16 protein-coding genes and 2 tRNA genes are annotated in these 19438 nt (G+C 43.7%); 11 read left to right on the forward strand and 7 right to left on the reverse strand.

All coding sequences use genetic code 11. The features are described 5' to 3' along the window. Window positions 1-8: 8 nt before the first annotated feature. From VB836_RS27555 to VB836_RS27575, 5 genes are all read left to right on the forward strand, one after another. Window positions 9-266: a sulfurtransferase TusA family protein gene (locus tag VB836_RS27555; RefSeq protein WP_046278128.1), complete on the forward strand. Its 258-nt coding sequence runs from the start codon at window positions 9-11 to the stop codon at window positions 264-266. Next, window positions 263-1432: a small ribosomal subunit biogenesis GTPase RsgA gene (gene rsgA, locus VB836_RS27560; RefSeq protein ID WP_323224362.1), complete on the forward strand. Its 1170-nt coding sequence runs from the start codon at window positions 263-265 to the stop codon at window positions 1430-1432. The genes VB836_RS27555 and rsgA overlap by 4 nt, the downstream gene beginning before the upstream one ends. Continuing rightward, a complete protein-coding gene (locus tag VB836_RS27565; RefSeq protein ID WP_323224365.1) occupies window positions 1410-1781 on the forward strand; it encodes a zinc ribbon domain-containing protein in 372 nt (123 codons plus the stop codon). Before rsgA ends, VB836_RS27565 begins: the two co-directional genes overlap by 23 nt. 181 nt (window positions 1782-1962) lie before the next feature. After that, the gene (locus VB836_RS27570; RefSeq protein ID WP_323224367.1) at window positions 1963-2952 is read left to right on the forward strand and encodes a PleD family two-component system response regulator; all 990 of its coding nucleotides are present in this window, start codon (window positions 1963-1965) and stop codon (window positions 2950-2952) included. Between the two features lie 32 nt (window positions 2953-2984). Continuing rightward, entirely contained in the window at window positions 2985-7742 is a 4758-nt protein-coding gene (locus VB836_RS27575; protein WP_323224369.1) for a PAS domain S-box protein, read from the forward strand. Between the two features lie 347 nt (window positions 7743-8089). Here the strand turns inward: VB836_RS27575 and VB836_RS27580 are convergent, their stop codons facing one another. The 5 genes from VB836_RS27580 to VB836_RS27600 all read right to left on the reverse strand — a co-directional run bounded on the left by VB836_RS27580 (window position 8090) and on the right by VB836_RS27600 (window position 12379). Beyond that, window positions 8090-9322 carry an ATP phosphoribosyltransferase regulatory subunit gene (locus VB836_RS27580; RefSeq protein WP_323224371.1) on the reverse strand — a complete coding sequence of 411 codons (1233 nt, stop codon included), beginning with the start codon at window positions 9320-9322 and terminating at the stop codon, window positions 8090-8092. Between the two features lie 86 nt (window positions 9323-9408). Continuing rightward, window positions 9409-10308 (reverse strand): J domain-containing protein, encoded by a 900-nt coding sequence (locus VB836_RS27585; RefSeq protein WP_323224373.1) that lies wholly within the window; start codon window positions 10306-10308, stop codon window positions 9409-9411. A 303-nt stretch (window positions 10309-10611) separates the two neighbouring features. After that, window positions 10612-11442 (reverse strand): inositol monophosphatase family protein, encoded by an 831-nt coding sequence (locus VB836_RS27590; protein WP_407659779.1) that lies wholly within the window; start codon window positions 11440-11442, stop codon window positions 10612-10614. Between the two features lie 6 nt (window positions 11443-11448). Then, entirely contained in the window at window positions 11449-12021 is a 573-nt protein-coding gene (locus VB836_RS27595; RefSeq protein ID WP_323224376.1) for a thermonuclease family protein, read from the reverse strand. Then, a complete protein-coding gene (locus tag VB836_RS27600; RefSeq protein ID WP_046281992.1) occupies window positions 12011-12379 on the reverse strand; it encodes a 2Fe-2S iron-sulfur cluster-binding protein in 369 nt (122 codons plus the stop codon). Before VB836_RS27600 ends, VB836_RS27595 begins: the two co-directional genes overlap by 11 nt. Window positions 12380-12479: 100 nt before the next feature. On the opposite strand from VB836_RS27600, the gene VB836_RS27605 reads away from it, so the two are divergent. Together VB836_RS27605 and VB836_RS27610 are read left to right on the forward strand one after the other, a co-directional pair. Beyond that, entirely contained in the window at window positions 12480-13757 is a 1278-nt protein-coding gene (locus VB836_RS27605) for an RNA-guided endonuclease InsQ/TnpB family protein (protein ID WP_323224379.1), read from the forward strand. A 233-nt stretch (window positions 13758-13990) separates the two neighbouring features. Then, window positions 13991-14077, forward strand: a tRNA-Ser gene (locus tag VB836_RS27610). Window positions 14078-14221: 144 nt separating this feature from the next. Here VB836_RS27610 and VB836_RS27615 read toward each other — a convergent pair. After that, a tRNA-Val gene (locus VB836_RS27615) sits at window positions 14222-14293 on the reverse strand. 88 nt (window positions 14294-14381) lie between these two features. On the opposite strand from VB836_RS27615, the gene VB836_RS27620 reads away from it, so the two are divergent. Further along, window positions 14382-15053: a metal-binding protein gene (locus tag VB836_RS27620; RefSeq protein WP_046278699.1), complete on the forward strand. Its 672-nt coding sequence runs from the start codon at window positions 14382-14384 to the stop codon at window positions 15051-15053. Window positions 15054-15056: 3 nt separating this feature from the next. Here the strand turns inward: VB836_RS27620 and VB836_RS27625 are convergent, their stop codons facing one another. Then, window positions 15057-16493 (reverse strand): MFS transporter, encoded by a 1437-nt coding sequence (locus VB836_RS27625; RefSeq protein WP_323224382.1) that lies wholly within the window; start codon window positions 16491-16493, stop codon window positions 15057-15059. Between the two features lie 159 nt (window positions 16494-16652). On the opposite strand from VB836_RS27625, the gene VB836_RS27630 reads away from it, so the two are divergent. The 3 genes from VB836_RS27630 (at window position 16653) to VB836_RS27640 (ending at window position 19411) form a co-directional block, all read left to right on the forward strand. Next, on the forward strand, window positions 16653-17255 hold the full coding sequence (locus VB836_RS27630; protein WP_323224383.1) for a DUF1517 domain-containing protein: 603 nt from the start codon (window positions 16653-16655) through the stop codon (window positions 17253-17255). 66 nt (window positions 17256-17321) lie between these two features. Then, window positions 17322-18179: a hypothetical protein gene (locus VB836_RS27635; RefSeq protein WP_323224386.1), complete on the forward strand. Its 858-nt coding sequence runs from the start codon at window positions 17322-17324 to the stop codon at window positions 18177-18179. Window positions 18180-18451: 272 nt separating this feature from the next. Further along, window positions 18452-19411 carry an Npun_R2479 family HD domain-containing metalloprotein gene (locus tag VB836_RS27640; protein ID WP_046278703.1) on the forward strand — a complete coding sequence of 320 codons (960 nt, stop codon included), beginning with the start codon at window positions 18452-18454 and terminating at the stop codon, window positions 19409-19411. Window positions 19412-19438 lie beyond the last annotated feature (27 nt).

Genomic DNA, 19438 nt, shown 5'->3' on the forward strand with positions numbered 1-19438 from the left:
CATAACTTATGACCCATTCCACCACTTCTAAACCCGATGCTCAAATGGACTTGCGAGGCACTCCTTGCCCCCTCAATTTCGTTAGAACTAAATTGAAATTAGAACAAATGCCTCCCGGTTCGCTGTTAGAGGTTTGGCTAGACTCGGGTGAACCGATTGAACAAGTTCCTGATAGCTTGACGATGGAAGGCTACCAGATCGAACAGATTGAAGATCGTTCCGGTTTCTTTGCCGTTCAAGTTCGACGCCCTCTGACTCAAGCATGAGTTTAGGGGAGCCGAATTCTACTGTCAACCCAGACACTCATCCCGTGATGGGGACTGTGGTTGCTGTTCAGGCGAACTTCTATCAGGTGCAGTTAGCCCCCGTTTCTTTCAGCTTACCGGAGGCGCAGGGGTTAACGGATTCTTTGTTACTCTGTACTCGCCGCACTCGCCTAAAAAAAATTGGTCAGAAGGTGATGGTTGGCGATCGCGTGATTGTTGAAGAAGCAGACTGGACAGGGGGGCGAGGGGCGATCGCCGAAGTGCTTCCTCGCCATACGGAACTGACTCGTCCTCCCATTGCCAATGCTGACCAAATTTTACTCGTGTTTGCGGTTGCAGAACCGGATCTCGATCCGCAAGCGTTGACTCGGTTTTTAGTGAAAGCGGAATCAACAGGTTTAGAAGTTTGTTTGTGTTTAAATAAATGCGATTTAGTCAGCATTGAACAGTTGAAAGACTGGCGTGAACGTCTTTCAAGTTGGGGTTATCAGCCTTTTTTTATTAGTGTTAATCAAGGGTTGGAATTTATTTTAGATGAGGATAAACAGGTCAAAACCTATGCAATTTCTGACCTGAAATTAGTTGTTTATCATTCTTTAATTCATCAGCTAAAAGAAAAAATAACGGTAATTTGTGGCCCTTCTGGAGTGGGAAAATCGAGCTTAATTAACTTATTAATTCCTGATATTGATCTGCGAGTGGGGGCGGTTTCTGGAAAGTTAGGACGAGGAAGACATACCACGCGACACGTTGAATTATTTGCACTTCCCTCCAAAGGATTGTTAGCCGATACTCCGGGTTTTAATCAACCGCTATTAGACTGTGAAGCGCAAGAATTAGCCTATTATTTCCCAGAAGCCCGAGAAAGATTAGCCACAGGAAACTGTCAATTTAGTGATTGTTTACATCGAGATGAACCCAATTGTATTGTCAAAGGAGATTGGGAACGTTATCCCATTTATCTCGATTTTTTAGAAGAAGCGATCAAACGTCAAGAAGTATTGCAACAACAACCGGATGCAGAATCAAGTTTTAAATCTAAAACTAAATCCGGTGGAAAGCAACAAGACGAACCGAAGTTAGAAAGTAAGAAATATCGCAGATCTTCTCGACGATTTCAGCATCAAACTTTACAAGATTTGTGTGAAGAAATGGAAGATATTTGAGTATAAATCCTCGTGGTACGGCTCAGTTGTAGTTTTTGCTCATAGATTCTATCCGTCAACTAAGACCTGTTCAAGTTGCGGTCACGTTCAAGAAATGGCTCTGAAAGAACGAGTTTTCAACTGTCAGGCTTGCGGTGTAAGCGTTGACCGTGATTTGAATGCTAGCCTAAATTTATTACATTATGCCGAGGGCTTCTCGGTAAAAAGCCTGTCTGACCGGGTGCTGCCGACAGTCCGGGGTGATGCAGCGCAAAGTCCGATCTCGGCGGAAACCGCTCGAGAAGGAACTTTGCAAGACAGGAACGAAACATTAATACGGTTTATACCGTGTTATATCAGTTTTCGATAGCAGGAAACAAGAAACAGTTATTGCAGTATGCGATCGCTGTAGTCCACAAAAACCCGGTGCGCGTAGAAGTTACCGGGTTTTTAATTTGATGAAAAGATGTCCCTCCGACTCCTTAATCAATTTTTGTGAAAGACCTTGACTATATTGTGATATTATGCGTTTCATGCAGGTTGAAGACAAGATGGACTTTGATTCATCGAGCGCCCTTTCAGAATCCCGATCAGGAGCTATTCTTGTGGTTGATGATACTCCTGGTAATCTCCACATCTTATTTAATGCCCTAACCGAAGCAGGCTATGACGTGCGTTGTGTTAAAAGTGGTGCGATGGCACTGCTCGCGGTGCAGGCAGATCCCCCGGATTTGATCTTGTTGGATATTCGGATGCCCGAAATGAATGGATTTGATGTTTGTCAACGCTTAAAAGCCAATTCTCAAACCTGTGAAATCCCTGTCATTTTCTTAAGTGCGCTAGATGAACCTCTCGATAAAGTGAAAGCCTTTCAAGTGGGTGGAGCAGATTATATTACCAAACCGTTTCAATTTGAAGAAGTATTAGTGAGAATTAACCATCAATTGACGATTCGCAGTTTACAACAACAACGCCAAGCATTAATTGAAGCCTTAAAACGAGCAAACGATGAACTGCAACGTTTGGTTATATTAGATGGACTGACCCAAATTGCCAATCGTCGTCATTTTGATCAGTACCTAACTCAAGAGTGGAAGCGATCGCTGAGAGAACAAATACCCTTGTCTTTAATTTTGGCAGATATCGACTATTTTAAGCAATATAATGATTTATGTGGTCATCTGGCAGGCGATCGCTGCCTTCAACAAGTCGCCCAGACCCTCAAACAAACGATTAAGCGACCCTCCGATCTAGTTGCCCGCTATGGGGGAGAGGAGTTCATTATACTGCTACCCAACACAGACCTCACAGGAGCGACTCAACTGGCAGAAGCAGTCCGCTTGGCTGTTGAGCAACTGAGAATTATCGATGTACCCAGGCCTCCCCGTGAACACGTTACCCTGAGTTTAGGGGTTTCGAGTTTGATTCCGTCTCGAAGTGAATCAGTAGAAACTTTAGTTAAAATAGCAGATCAGGCTCTCTACAAAGCCAAAGACGAGGGACGAAATCGAGTTTGTGTGCAAACCCTCGAAAAGCGATAACTTCACCCGAAAAGCGATAACGTGGAGCTTGAATGAGATTCAAACAGCCCTGTTTTCAGAATAATATCTCCTTGCGGTGGGTGTTAGTTGTTCCCTTTGTGCTGCACACCGTCGGAGCGGTAACATTAGTGGGGTATCTGTCTTACCGGAGTGGGCGACAGGCGGTTGAGAAACTCGCTCATCAACTGATCAAAAATGCGGGACAGCAAGTGACTCAAGAACTCGATCACTATTTGCAGAATGCTCACGAGTTCAATCAACGCCAGATCGCCGCGATCACATCGGGGGCTATAAACCTACAAAACCTCGATCAACTGCATCGCTATCTGATTTTACAACATCAACAAACAGAAGATCTGACAACGCTTTTGTTTGGAACTCCTCAAGGTGATTTTCGGGTCAGTCATCGCGTCAGTCCGAGAGATTATGGGGTAACAACCAAGCTACAACCGGAAGAATTGCCCTTTGAAGCCTCTTTTTCTACGCTATCGAATCCTGCGACTCTCCAGATTTATAGTATTAATGAAGCTGGGGAATTGATGCGCCCTGTAGAAACACTCCAAAATATTGATGTACGCGATCGCCCCTGGTATCGTCAAGCCGTTGAAACGGGAAAACCGGGTTGGAGTCCCCCTTTTCAAATCGGGAGTACGAATCTCCTCGCCCTTAATGCTTACGATCCTTTATATGACCAATCACGCCAATTGTTAGGGGTTTTTGCTGTTAATATTAGCCTGAATCAACTCGGTGACTTTCTCCGTAATTTAGAGGTCGGAGAATCGGGAGAAGTGTATATTATTGAACGCAACGGTTTATTGATTGCTGACTCAATGGAAGAAATGCCTTATTCTATATCCGGCAAACCTGACTTGAGTGGAACTGCTGAACCGGGAACGATAGTCTTTCAGCGCCTATTCCCCTCACAAATTCCTAATTCTGTAATTCAAGATTCCTATGAGTATCTCTTGGCAAAATTTGAGAATTTAGCAACAGTACAATCGGCTCAAGCCTTAAATTTTCAAAAGCATGGCGATCGCTACTTTCTAAACATTTCCCCCTATCAAGATCAATACGGGTTGGATTGGCTAATTGTGACCGTGATTCCTGAGTCGGATTTGATGGCAGAAATTCACCAAAATATCGACACCACGATTGTACTCTGCTTGCTGGCGCTGGGATTAGCGATCGCATCAGGACTGATCACGGCGAATCGATTTATGTTTCGCATCACTCGAGTCAACCGAGTTAGTCAGGAACTCGCATCGGGAAATTTGACCCAGCGATTGCCTGCTGATAGCCCAATTGCTGAAGTGAAAGCATTGGCGCAGTCTTTTAACAAGATGGCGGATCAACTCCAACAATCTTTTGATCGGCTTGAGAATGCTTTAGAAGAATCAGAAGAAAAATTTACAACTATTTTTCGTATTATTCCCGACCCGATCGCCATTACCAATCTAACAGAAGGACGGCTGTTAGAAGTCAATAATCGCATGATCGAGTTTTATGGCTATTCCCGTGAGGAAATGATTGGGCGAACGGCTTTAGAAGTGGGTTTATGGGTGAATTCGGAGGAACGGGGGCGGTTTAAATACCTGTTGGAAACCCAAGGCTATGTTGATAATCTTGAGATTACAACTCCCACAAGCAGGGGCGAGATAAAGATTGTGCTGCTATCGGCAAAAGTCTGCAACCTGCAAGGACAAAATGCTGTGATTGTGATTATTCGAGATATTACCGAACAGCAAGCGGCACTTCGTGAACGCGAACAAGTTGAACAAGCCTTACGCCAAAGTGAAGAAAGATTCCAACAATTAGCCGCCGCTTCCCCTGGGGTTATTTACACCGTTATTGAATATCCCAGTGGCCCTGTAGAATATCAATATTTAAGTCCGGCTTTTGAAGATATTCACGAGGTTAGTATCGCAGAAGTTCGCCAAGATGCCAGCATTACGTTTAAACAAATTCATCCAGATGATCGAGAGGGCTATCAACAAGCTGTAAAAGAAAGTGTCGAAACGGATAAACCCTTCAAACATGAATGGCGGATTATTACCCCTTCTGGGAAAATCAAGTGGATTCAAGCCCATTCTAGACCCCAAAGACGCGACAATGGTGAAATTGCTTGGCATGGCGTTGTTTTAGATATTAGCGAGCGCAAACAGATTGAAGAACAACTCCGCAAAACTGAACAATGGCTACAACAACACAGCCGTCTATCCCCCAGTTCCATTTATACGTTTGTTGAGGAACCCGATGGACATCTTTGGTTCGAGTACACCAGTTCTGCCGTAGAAACCATCCATGAAGTCACCCAAGCACAAGCACTAGAAAATGCTTATTTGCTGCTTGAGCAAATGCACCCGGAAGATGTGGCAGGTTATATCGCGGCGGTGACTCGCAGTGCTGAATCTTTGGAGTTGTTTTCTTACGAGTGGCGAATTATTACACCCTCTGGCAAACTCAAATGGTTACGGGCAAGATCCCAACCGGAGCGACGGAGTAATGGGGCGATCGCCTGGCATGGAGTGGTTGAGGATATTAGCGATTATAAACAGGCAGAAGCCGCCCTGCGTCAATCGGAACTGAAGTTTGCCACGATTTTTCGGGATAGCCCCCAACCTGCTTGGATTGCCAGCCTAGAAGAAGGACGCTGCATTGACATTAACGAAAGTTTTACTAAGGTTCTGGGCTATTCTCGAACTGAGGCGATCGCCAAGACCTGTGTTGAGATGCAGTTATGGACTGATTTGATAGATTTACATCAGTTTAGAGCTTCTCTGCTTCAAGAGGGAAGAATTGATAATTTTGAAATCGGGTTTCGCACCAAATCCGGTGAAGTCAAAACGGTGTTGCTGTTTGCTAGAGTTAGCCGTCTTGATGATCGAGATTGTGTGATTGGGGTCTTGAGCGATATTAGCGATCGCAAACAGCTAGAATTAGCACTGCAACAATCTGAAGCCAAGATCAAGAATATTTTTAATAGTGCGATGGCTGCTATTAGTAGTATCCGAGTATTTAAGGATAACACTTGGCAAATTGATCAGGTATCAGCCGGAGTGGAAATTCTATCGGGTTATACTTCTGAAGAATTAACTCAGGATAATTTTCTCTGGATGAGTTGCATTGATCCCGATGATTGGCAACTGGTACACCCGCAGATATATGCTGATATTTTTGCTCAACGCTCTGGCACCTATGAATATCGCTTGCGTCACAAAGATGGCAGTTTACGCTGGATTTCGCAAACGAATAATTCCTGTTGGGATGAAGTCGGAAAATGTTGGAATGTGACGGCTATTTCGGTTGATATTAACGCTCGTAAACAAGCCCAACAAGAACTGCAACAGGCGAAAGAAGCAGCAGAAGCGGCCAATCATGCTAAAAGTGCTTTTTTGGCAACGATGAGCCATGAACTTCGCACGCCTTTAAATGCAATCCTGGGATTCACACAATTGATCAACCGAGACGCAACTCTTAGCCCAGATTATCAGAACTATATCAAAATTATACATAACAGTGGAAGCTATCTTCTGAAGTTAATTAATGAAATTCTTGATCTCTCAAAAATAGAAGCCGGAAAACTGAGTTTAGACAACCAAGCTTTAGACCTATTTGATCTGCTGCAATCTTTACACGCTACCTTTAGTCAGCGAGTTAGCAATCAGAAATTACAAGTTGAGTTAGATATTCTCCCAAAAGTACCGCAATTTATTATTACAGATGCTCAAAAATTGCAACAGGTGTTAATTAATTTAATTGGCAATGCGATTAAGTTTACAAAAACAGGCCTTATTATCTTACGAGTGGGTTTAGACAATCAAGACTCGTTTTACTCCGATTTTATCTGTTTAAATTTTGAGGTAAAAGATACTGGAGTTGGTATTTCTCCTGAAGATTTAAACCAGATTTTTGAGGCGTTTACTCAGGCGTCAGCAGGTCGCAAAGTCCAGGAAGGAACGGGACTCGGACTCACGATTAGCCGCAGATTAGTACAATTAATGGGGGGTGAAATTACAGTTAGTAGTCGTTTAGGAGAGGGTAGCACGTTTGCGTTTACCCTTCCAGTTCAAATAACAACAGAAGCCTGTGTAAAACCCCAGCAGTCTAAACAACAAGTAACAGGACTCGCCCCGAATCAACCTATTTACCGAATTTTAGTAGTTGATAACCAAGCCGAAAATCGACTGCTGTTAGTCAAGCTATTGGAACAAGTTGGACTGGAGGTAAAAGAAGCTGCATCTGGCGAGCAAGCCCTATTAATTTGGCAACAATGGCAGCCCCATCTCATTTGGATGGATCGACGAATGCCGGGAGTTGATGGCTATGAAACCACTCTAAAAATTCGAGAACATGAGCAGAATAATCAAGAATTAGAGTCTACGATTATTATTGCTCTAACGGCTCAAGCATCTGTTAGCGATCGCGCTAAGGCTTTAGCTGTTGGCTGTGATGATTATATCAGTAAACCGATTGAGATTACAACTCTATTTAATAAAATGGCAGAACATCTAGGAGTCGTCTATCTCTACAGTCAAGATCACCATTTATTCTCGAATGATCAGAGATTAGTTCGGGAAAATCTAACCTCAGAAAATATCGCGGTTATGCCGCATCACTGGATCGTTGAACTCTATGAAGCCTCAATCGCTTGTCAACATAAAACCGTCGAACAGTTAATTAAACAGATTCCGCCTGAATATTCATTTTTAGCGATTGGCTTAGATCATTTAAATCAAAACTTTGAGTTTGAAAAAATGATGCAATTAACACAACAAATCAATACAGATTAGCCCCCATAATTGGCAGGGCCGTTTCAAAGTCGATAAACATTTGCTTAGAACCTCTCCCCCAACCCCTCTCCTATAAGGCGAGGGGAGCCTTTTTTTTGATTACTAAATATCTAAAACTATTAATTACTCCTCCTTCCAAATAAAAAACTTTTTTCCTTTTCCCTCTCGATTAATAAATAGTCCCGTCGGGGACACCTTTTCCCTCTCCTCGTAGGAGAGGGTTAGGGAGAGGTAGGAGAGGGCTAGGGAGAGGTAGGGAAGGGGGTTGGGGGGTTAGGTCATCAAATTTCGGGTCGAGAATGAAACAGCCCTGCCATCATTGGGGGTTTGGGGGCGATCATGATAATCTAATTAACGGTTTCAATTCTTGGAATTCCTTCCCCGTTTACCCAAGCAATTTGATGAATTCCTCGACGACGAGCATAATCTCGTAAATCTTCGATATTTTCCCGACGCCCTAACTCCATTTCGACTCGAACTAATTGAGTTGATTCTCTCAATTTCTCCGCATAAGCAAAAGCCGCAGCATAAGCTTGAGGCGTTTCAGGAACAACTAACCAATCACTCGAAGGTGCTTGTTGAGGAAGTTGATTCATCCCCAATAAAACCTGATGCAAGTCTTCAATATTAAAAGAAAATCCTATTCCCGGTTCAGTTTTCCCTTGAGGATGATAAAGTCCTAACAGTTCATCATAGCGTCCACCCTGAGCTAAAACTCGCGCTCCTGACTCGCTATTACTAACGACATCAAACACAATCCCTGTGTAGTAGTCAAACGTTTGAATTAAACTCAAATCAAGAACTATTTTGGGCTGAGAAATCTGAGGCGAATAACAGTTTTGCAACAAGTCAATTAAAGATTTTAGATTATTCAAAGCTTGCTGTTGTTCAGCGTCTAACTCCAATTGCGCCACCTGGGAAAGAACATCTTCCGGTTGTCCCCGCAAGTCAAATAGAAATAACGCCCGTTCTCGCAACTCCTGGGACATGGGTAACGTTTCTAGGGTGATTCGATCTAAATTAGCGATCGCTTCTCTTACAGGCTCTTGTAGCTTGGCTGGAAACAGAGATAAAAGCGATCGCGTCAGTCCGGCTTCACCTAAAATTAAATGACAGTTACTCAACCCCAAACCCTGCAAACACTCCAGTACCAAAAGTAAAATCTCACTATCAGCCAGCAAACCGCCTGCACCCAATAATTCAACGCCTGCTTGATAAAATTCCTGCTGACCGCCGTAGTTGGTTTTGCCACCTTTGCGGAAAATATTAGCATTGTAATACAAGCGTTGCGGCCACCAACTCGAACCCGCCATACGAGTGACAACTGTTCGAGCGATAGAAGCGGTTAATTCGGGCCGCAGTCCTAGACCTTGATCTTCGGCTTCGAGTAACTGAATAACCGTTGAACGTTGAACCGCACCTCCCGCCATCAGGGTATCTAAACGTTCCAGCGTCGAGGTAATGATCCGATGATAGCCCCAACGGTGAAACACCTGCTGTAAACGGTGTTCGATCCAAAGTTTTTGAGTCACATCGAGGGGAAGTAGATCTCGGGCGCCGAGAGGGAGTTGATGAACCATAACCTGAAATTTTGATTGTAGATTAGGGGATGTTTGCAAGGGGGAGTTCGGCGTTAGAATATCACATTTTGGTCGTTCTACTGTTGTTATTTCTTCTTACCGCCGCCAAATAAACCCCCAAACAAACCACCCCCTGGCTTTTGTTGAGGCGGTTTCCCTTTGGGTGGAGCGGCTTTTTCGAGTTGTTTTTTCGCTTCTAAGGCTTGGGGTTGTTTAGGATCAAGTTGTAAAGCCCGTTTAACGTGAGGCGTTGCGAGTTTAGGTTGATTTTGTCCAAGATAGGCTAAACCCAGTAAACCATGACAGCGACTATTTTCAGGTTCTTGTCTGATGGCATCCTTGAGTTCTAAAATAGCTTGGGCGTAGTTTTGAATAGCCATCAACTTTTCAGCCCGACTACAAGCTTGTTCGACAGCAGAATCTTTTTTCGGGGGCGTTGGTGTGGGCGCGGGTGTCTCTGACTTGGGTTGAGGGGTAGGTGCTGGAGTTGGTGTCGCCGAACCCCCTTTTGCTGCTTTTCGCAATAAATAAGCTTGATTTAATTCACTAATTTTACCGACAACCTCTAAAACCTGCTGAGGAGACTCATACTGTTTTTGTGCAAGTTGTTCAAGTAAAGTTTCGTAAGTTTGTTGATAATTTGCTGCCGTTAAAATTTGTTTAGCAATATCACTGTGAAGTGTGAGGGTACGCTGTTCTTTAACGACTCGCTCACCAATCGTTTTTAACAGCAGTTCGTATTCTTTGCGTTCGCTTTCCTTAGAAAATCGGTTATAAGCCGGACTGACTAACTTCGCTAATAACTGCTTGGCTAACTCTTTTTCCTCGGGTTTTTTAAACGGACAAGTATCAGGATGTAAACGCCGAGCAATTCTTGTATATCGCTTGCGAATATCAGAAAACTCTGCATTGAGAGGAACGCCTAAAATAGCATGACTATCTGTAAATCCCAGTAGAAATAATCCTTTTTTTACTTCAAAAGACATAAGCTCTTGCCTTCCTTACTGACTAGCGCAATGTTAACAGTTCTCATTGCTTTAAATACAATATTAGCCTGATCGTTTAGAGAAATCAGCACTCCATCAGACTTAACGGTTTTGACTGACTGAAATTCCCCCAGTTTAGGAGAAATTTCAGGCTACAACTTTTAAAAATTTACCGTTTCTACAGACACACCCATCAAGTTAGTTTTTCAAGAGTTTTTAAACTAGCGATCAAACTTGTGGCTAATGTTATAGCCCCTAATTGCATTTTAACTAAATTTGAACCCTTTCAGTGATGTGTTATTCCTATGACCAAGACGATAGCGGTGGCGTTTCCATTAACGCTTGACTTAAACTGGCGTGTAGATAACCATTTGTGGCGAGAATCCGACCCGATTTAAGTTCCAGAGGACTGCTATCATAGGCAGTAACTTTACCTCCGGCTTCCTCTAAAATCACAATACCCGCCGCAATATCCCAAGGAGATAGTCCTCGTTCCCAATATCCATCTAAGCGCCCACAAGCCACATAAGACAAGTCTAACGCCGCCGATCCGCCTCGCCGCACCCCTTGAGTTAGATGAGTCAGATGACAAAATTCTGCATAGTTATTATCAGCAGTTTCTCGGCGATCGTAAGCAAACCCCGTCACCAGTAAACTATTGGCTAAGTTATCGGTTTTAGAAACATCAATGGGTTGACGGTTACGAGTCGCACCCAAGCCTTTAGCGGCGCGAAAAAGTTCACTCCGCCAAGGATCAAAAACCGCTCCGACAGAGGGAATACCGTCAATTAGTAAAGCAACGGAAGTTGAGAAAAAAGGATATTGATGAGCAAAATTTGTCGTTCCATCTAAGGGATCAATTGCCCAAAGAAACAGGCTATCCTGATTTCCCAATTCACCAGATTCTTCTGTGAGAATAGCATGATCGCTAGCATGACGCTTGAGAATATCAAGAACCGCAGCTTCCGAGGCTTTATCGGCTTCTGTGACTAAATCTCCTGATCTCCCCTTTTCTTGAATATCTTGGAGATTCCCTAAACAAGATTGTAAGACAGCACCGCCTGCTTCAGCCGCGAGAGTGGCAATATCTAAGAACGTTTGGAGTTGATCGGGGGTTATGTTTAGTGTATTCATCTGTGATTACTTTTGCTCATTCTGACGGCGAAACTCAGCCGGAGTTAGACGCAACGGTTGTTGGGGGTTCCAAATTCCTTGAGCTAGAATTCGCGCTTCATACTGAGCATAGAGCAAACGTTGACTATATTTTGTATTGGGAATCTGTTCTTCAGCGAGAACATAACCCTGTTTGATCAGTTGCTCATTGATCAGTACCCCATCCAACCACACATAGGCTAACACGCGGTTGTAGCGATCGCGCTGTTCGCGATCAGACTCTAGTAAAATCTCTTTTCCCAAACCCACTTGTTCAAGGTAACGCTGGGCTAGCAGTCCCCAAGGTTCTTGCTTCAAGTCGGGCGCTGCAATCCCAATCAACCTTACTGATTGTAGTGCAGGGACAACACTACGAGGATCAATAATTTCGAGAGTTTGTCCACTGACGACTCGTTCAACTCGACTGATCACTCCAAGCGGTGGAGGTTCAGGCGTGGAACAGCTTACCAAAAATAAGCAGATAGCGACTAAAATCACAGAAAACAGGAAAAATATTCCTCTTTTTTGAGATAGTAATCCCCAGAGTCTGTTAATCTTCATCTAAAGGCAATCCTGCTGTTACTTTCCCTTTGCCAAAGTAGCGTCCAAACTGGAGTTCATAAACTTCGTCTTCGTCTTGAGTTTCCACTTCCAGGTCCGAACGCGGATAACTGACGCACAGTAAAGCATAACCTTCTTTTTGCAGTTCCGGTGAAAGTCCCATTGCTTCGGGTTGATAGAGATCACCCGAGATCACCCGTACCGCACAGGTGGTACAAGCGCCATTGCGACAGGAAAAGGGTAAATCAACGCCTTGATTTTCCGCACATTGCAAGATGTAGCGATCATCTGGAACTTGAACGGTGTAGAGTTGGTTCTTCTGGGGATAATGAATCCGAATGGTGTAATAACGGGACATAAAAGATTTTATCTCAAAATAGCTAGAAGACCCTCACTTTCAGTGATGGGATGAATAGCAGCCAACTAGGCTATCATAGTAGAAAAACTTTGGCAAGTAAATGTTAAAAGCCTATAAGTACCGTATATATCCAACCTCTGAGCAACAGGTCTTGCTAGCCAAGTCCTTTGGTTCGGTACGTTGGTTTTACAACTACGGGCTTGAGTTAACATCCAAAACCTACAAAGAAACGGGCAAAGGTTTAAGTCGCAATGACATCATCAAACTTTTGCCAAAGCTCAAAAAAGAATATGAATGGTTAAAAGAAGCCCCTTCTCAAGTCTTGCAACAAGCCGCTTTAGATCTGTCGGGCGCTTTTCTCAACTTTTTTGAAGGGAGAGCCAGATATCCCCGCTTTAAAAGCAAGCAGAAAAGGCAGTCTATTCGATTTCCTCAAGGGTGCAAGTTAGATGGCGATTACCTGATTTTGCCCAAACTCAAAAAAGTCTACTGTCGAGTCTCTCGCCTGCCTATTGGTACTCTGAAGTCAGTGACAATTTCTCTGACTGCAACTGGCGAGTATTACGCATCCTGTCTCTATGAGGATGGCAAACAGAAGCCCGAGTCTAGTAGCGAAGGAAAAGCAGTAGGAATTGATGTCGGACTGACTCACTTTGCGATTACTTCCGATGGAAGCAAGCACGGTAATCCTAAATACTATCGTCGATCTGAGAAAAAGTTAGCCATTCATCAAAAACGTCTGAGCCGAAAGCAAAAAGGCTCAAACAATAGAAACAAGGCGAGGGTTGTTGTTGCTAAAGTGCATCAAAAAATTAGCCGTTGTCGAGAAGATTTTCTACACAAACTCAGTCGTAAATTAGTTGACGAGAACCAAGTCATCGTTGTAGAAAATCTAGCCGTCAAAGGGATGGTCAAAAACCACAAACTCGCCAAGTCTATAGCAGATGCGGGTTGGGGAATGTTTTGCACCCTACTCAAATACAAAGCCGAATGGGACGGGAAAACTTACCTAGAAATAGATAGATTCTTTCCTTCTTCAAAAACCTGTCATATTTGTTTGAATCAAGTTAGCAGTTTACCTCTCGATATTAGAAACTGGACTTGCTTGAATTGTCAGACTGAGCATGACAGGGACATAAATGCGGCAATCAACATTAGAAATGAAGGTTTACGACTTTTGAGCCAGTGCGGTCTTGACGGTCTCCGTCGAAGAGCGCGAACTCCGATCTTGGGGTCACGCCTGCGTGGAGGAAGTAAGCCGCTTTGCGGCAGGCTACGCCAACGCAAGAGAGCAACTGGCATGGCGGGAGGGCATCTCGTTAGTGCTTCTGGAGTTCGAGTCAGACCTTACAAAGGCAGTACCTTTGTAAGGCGTTGAACTGTGAAGGAAGAATTCCTCGTTTTTAACGATGGGAGTTGTCAATGTCGCTTTCTGGATAAACAGACGGTTGCAAGATTTAGGGTCTATTGTCCCCCAGTCATTATAGCGGGGATTGGGCGATCGGTTAAATTCAATCCCTGTGGAAAGTTTTTGATGATCGCGCTTGCAAAATATCTTGCTGTTCTGCTATTATGATAATTCGGTAAGTCAATAGAATATTGCTTTTCTGTGGAGAGGTGGCCGAGTGGTTGAAGGCGCAGCACTGGAAATGCTGTTATGCAGTAATGTATACGAGGGTTCGAATCCCTCCCTCTCCGTTCTATCAATACACATCAACTTCTAGAAGTTGGCTCTCAAAGCCAAAGCAATCAGTCTATAGCGGATAATCAGTTTATCCACATTGCTATCCACTTTGGGGCTAAAATAGGGTCTGAGAGAGACTGAAATCAGGTAGTTTTGTATGGGCGATACTGGACTTGAACCAGTGACATCCTGCTTGTAAGGCAGGCGCTCTACCACTGAGCTAATCGCCCGTTTTTCGTTGTTTCACTATTATAGCACCAAACTGTAAAATAGGAACAATTTATTTGCTCAAATCAGAAATTTGTTGAGCTGTTGCTTATGCCTTCTGGCCAAACTCACGATCGCATTACCCTGTGGATCTTACCTGTTGTCACAGGTTGGACATTAGGGCAAACTCGCAGCAGCCATCTTACCCTAATTGTGGCGGGTTGTTTTCTATTTAGTGGCTTGATGTTTGGCCCTGATCTCGATATTCAACGCTCCTACCATTTTCAACGCTGGGGGTGGTTGCGTTGGTTGTGGCTTCCCTATCAAAAGAGTGTCCGTCATCGCTCGTTCTTGTCTCATGGGCCGATCATTGGGACAGCAGTACGAGTCTTGTACCTAAGCGTTTGGGTGATCATTTTGGCGACGCCTGTAGCCGTAATTGCTCGAGGGGTTTGGGAGGTAGACTGGAGTTTATCTGAACTGGCTCGAATGATACTGCGATCGCTATCCCAACATTCAACCGAGTGGTTAGCAATTTTTATCGGTTTAGAATTAGGTGCAATGGGTCATTACCTAAGCGACTGGGGAGGATCAGCGTACAAACGAATTCAAACTCAAGGCTTAGGGGGATTTCTATCAAACTTGGTGAATAAACGGCTTAAAACTCCAGGGATGATCAGATTCTTTTCTCAAAAAACTCTACCGAAGAAACGGAAATCTCCCTCAACTCGTCGGAAAACCTCTGTTTCCGTACCGAAGCGGAAAACTTCTGTCAAAGACTAAAAATTAATCACTCAACTTTTGGGTTTTGCGTTCGTTCAATTTCAACAAAATTTCACCATGAACCGCTTCGGTAATCGGATAGAAATAGGTGAGAATGATCCCACATATTAGTACAATAGCTGGAATCGGGGCGATCGCAAACCGAATAGCAAAAATAGCAGAATCCGGTTGTTGGGGGAGTGCTTGTCCGGGAACTCGTTCCATAAAGCCCGAAATTTCCAAAGCTTGTCCGACGAGAAACAATCCCCCAGCTAATCCTAATTTTTGTAAAAAGACCATAAACGAATAAAAAATTCCTTCGCGTCTTTTACCCGTATTCAACTCATCTAAATCAACCACATCCGGTATCATTGACCAAGGAATCAGATAAGCCGTTGACACCCCAAAACCCGCAATAATGGCTAAAATATACATCAGAGAAATCTGACCGGGTTGCAGAAACCACAATCCGATTTGAGCAATAATCCATAAACTCACCCCCATAAAATAAACAATTTTTTTACCATAGCGTTTACTGATAGCACTCCAAACAAATAACATGAGAATCGCCGTACCCTGAACCGAGATAGCTGTCAAATAAAAATCAATCGTTGAAAGCTTCATGCGATTTTCAACATAGTAGGGAAGAATCGCCGCAGTGAGTTGAACCCCTAGCCAAGAACACAAATAAATTCCGGTAACATATAAAAACGGACGATTTTGAAAGACAATTTTAACTTGTTCTAACAAAGGTAAATTTGAGGATGAATCGGTTAAACTATCCGAGGTTTTAGGTCTTAAAGTGCGATGACGAGTGCCTAAAAAACACCAAAAAATCGGTAAAACCGAGAGAATTCCACAAACCAAACCTAAAATCAGATATTGTTTTTTCAGATCATCTGGGAATATTGTCGCGATGACCAAGGCTAAAACCAAGGAAAAAATACTCCCTCCAATGGAAAAAGCAAAACGAAAACTATTCAGACTGGTGCGTTCGTGGTAATCCGATGTGAGTTCAGGCGTGAGAGCGGCATAAGGTAAATTAACAATGGTATAAAGGAGATTAAAAATCACCGAAATAATAACGTAGTACCAAAACAAAACCCAAACATTGGTACTGGGAACAATCCACTGTAAAAAGAAGAAAATCCCAAAGGGAATCGCCCCAAAAATCATCCAAGGATAACGCCGTCCCAAAGGATGAACGGTGCGATCGCTGAGTACCCCAATAATCGGATCATTAATCGCATCGGTGACTTTGCCAATCATATAAACACTGCCAGCAAGTCCCGCAGGTAAACCCGCGACATTCGTTAAAAAAACCAACAATACAAAAGATAGAAGATTAGCCGTAATTGCCGTACCCAGATCACCTGCACCATAGGCGAGTTTCGTTGCAAAATTCAGCTTTTCAGAAGTGGGCAAGGGGTCGGGAGAGGATGGGGAGGACTGAAGACTCATGGAATTATTCCAAATAATCGTTGATTGAAATTACAACCCAGGTGAAAGAGTTTCAGGTGTTCTCAACCGAATCTGTAGGGGGATTGTATCAACAAATAAACGCGATATCCTAGAACTATAGCTCAATTCACTCCAATTTCCATCGGGAGTAACTCAGTCATGGCTTCTCTTGGCAATCGTTTTAATCAATTTATCGGCAAAACTCGCTTTGTCGTCTGTCGCCTATTTCTGCATTTAGGGGGAACGGAGGTTTCACCGTTACTCGGTGTTCTCAACCAAGTCGCTCGTAATACCATAGATGCGGAAGGGGATCTCGAAGTGTTGGGGGAGGGACTGGTTGAAATTTGTCAAAACCTACTGCAATACTATATCTATTGGCAATCGGCGAGCAATGAAGGTGATGTTCTCTGGAATGAAGGGGAAACTGCCGATTATGTTGATGAACTGTTCACCGACTCGGCTCAACGCTATCTCTCCCAACCGTTAGAAAATCTAGCCAACCGCGATGATCAACCGTTGTCTTTACCGACAACAGCCAATCTCGTGGTGATGATAACCATCGCCTGTGAAGGGGAAGTTCCGGATCTCGAAACCGATTTAGCGAGTGTGGAAGCCATGCAGCAAGGCTTAAAAACTATCATGAATCTGCATTATCAAAATCGCCTACGAGCGGTTCAAATTCACTATTCTCCCGCCCGTTTTGGAGATGAACTCACCAGTGATCAACTGTTGCAGAACTTTCCGGAACTGATCCCGCTCTAGAATGATGCTCGCAAAACCCCAAAGCTGTTTTCAAAATTCCATCCTAAGAAAATCTAATTTTGATTTATGTTGCGTAAATTGATCATTGTTTTAATGTCGCTGTCGTTGTGCTGGACAACCCTCGCCTGTGGTTCGTCGAACACAACCACTAATCAAACTCCGACTCAAACGGCTAGCCAAAATCGAACACAGGCTAACGTTGGTGAATATCCCGTTCAGCAAGCCGAATATAACGATGCTAACGGTGAATATACCCTGATGCTGCTCAATACCCCAGCCGGAACCCCGCCTGTTTATCGGACGACAAACCTACAAATGGCGCGTCTGACGGATGAACAAATTCAAGCGGGAAAAGGAACTTACGCTCAAATTCAAGGCAATCAAGCCACATTGTATCTGACGGAAGACTTTAAAATACAATACGTTCACAATGTTACTGAAACCCGAACGAATCCCTCTACAGGACAACAGGAAGTGGTTGTCGTGCGTCAACAGTCGAGTTTCTGGCAACCTTTTGCTGGGGCTTTTATCGGCAGTGCGATCGCCAATACTTTGTTTGCACCCCGCTATTACGTTCCTCCCGTTTATCAACCCGGTGGTAACTTAGTCGGTTATGGCGGTTATGGCAATACCTATGATAGTGCTGTTCGCGATTATAGTTCCCGTTATAATTCCCCGCCTCCTGCGGTGAGAAATCGCCAAGTTCTCCGAACCACTGGAACTGTTGCATCCCCTTCTAACAACCGCACGACTCGTTCTCCTTCTGGAAATGGGAGTCGTTCGACAGGATCAGGAGTGGGTGCGAGTGACTTGCAACGACAACCCAATCAAACTCGTCCTTCTCCGACGCAAAAACGAACCCCTAGCTTTGGGAGTGGCACTTCCAGGAGTCGATCCGGGGGTGGCGCGAGACGACGCCGTTAACAACTCAAGAGAGTTTGACTTGCAAAAATAGAGGGTAGAAGGTATTTACACTCAACAAATTCTCTACCCTCTGGGCTAAATTGACGTTAAAAATGTCAAGCATGATCCTCGCTAAAAATTGAGAGTCGAAATATAATAGGATCAACTCGTAACTGTATAGAAACTTGCTCAGTAATTAGCAACAGTCAGACGACGAATCTGCTCGGAAGTTTTTTCAAGTTTGAATCCTTGAAAAATCTAAAAACCTACAAGAGTAAAATTGAGTTCTGAGTATGTTTAATGCAACTGCTATTCTAACAGATGCCTTTGTAGAAAGACTGCAAGCCGGATACCGTCGTACTTATGGCGGTTATAAGCCAGACTACCCAGAAATTATTTCGTGGGTTGGCACAATGGCATTAGAAAATATTGCCAACTGCGACGCCCTCTATCACAACGTCGAACATACGATGTTAGTGACATTAGTCGGACAGGAAATCATGCGGGGTAAACACATTCGCGAAGGGGGTGTGACTCCCGAGGATTGGTTGCACTTCATCATATCCTTATTATGTCACGATATTGGTTATGTCAAAGGGGTTTGTCGCTGCGATCAAGAAGTCAATGGACTTTATGCAACTGGGATAGGGGATGGAATGGTGACGATCCCAGTGGGGGCAACCTCGGCGAGTTTAACTCCCTATCATGTTGATCGAGGAAAATTGGTGATTGATGAACGATTTGGCGGACATAAATTAATCGATGCTGAACAAGTGAAACGCAATATTGAACTCACCCGTTTTCCGGTTCCGGCTGATGAAACCTATCAAGATCGAAATAATTATTCGGGTTTAGCAAGGGCGGCTGATTTAATAGGTCAACTCAGTGATCCTCGCTATTTGAAGAAAATTAGTGCATTATTCTACGAGTTTGAAGAAGTCGGAACTAATAAAGTTCTCGGCTACAAAACGCCCGGAGATTTACGCAAAAATTACGCTAAATTTTACTGGAATGGTGTTTTCCCTTATATTCCGGCGGCATTAAGATATTTGGAATTGACTCAAGAAGGCAAACAAGTAGTCGCTAACTTGTATGCGAATGTGTTCCAAGTTGAAAACGAATCTCGGATTATTCAAGAGATCAATAATACCCGTTTTGGTGCTGACTCCAATGGAAGTCTTTCTTTGGGCGACATTGATTCAGAAGCCAAAGAACTGCCCAAATTTAGCGAATTAACCGAACTGAATCTATAATGGTTGAGCGGAGTTGATTGAAAATTC

The organism is Limnoraphis robusta BA-68 BA1, from assembly GCF_034932365.1.
Taxonomy (GTDB): Bacteria; Cyanobacteriota; Cyanobacteriia; order Cyanobacteriales; family Microcoleaceae; genus Capilliphycus; species Capilliphycus robustus.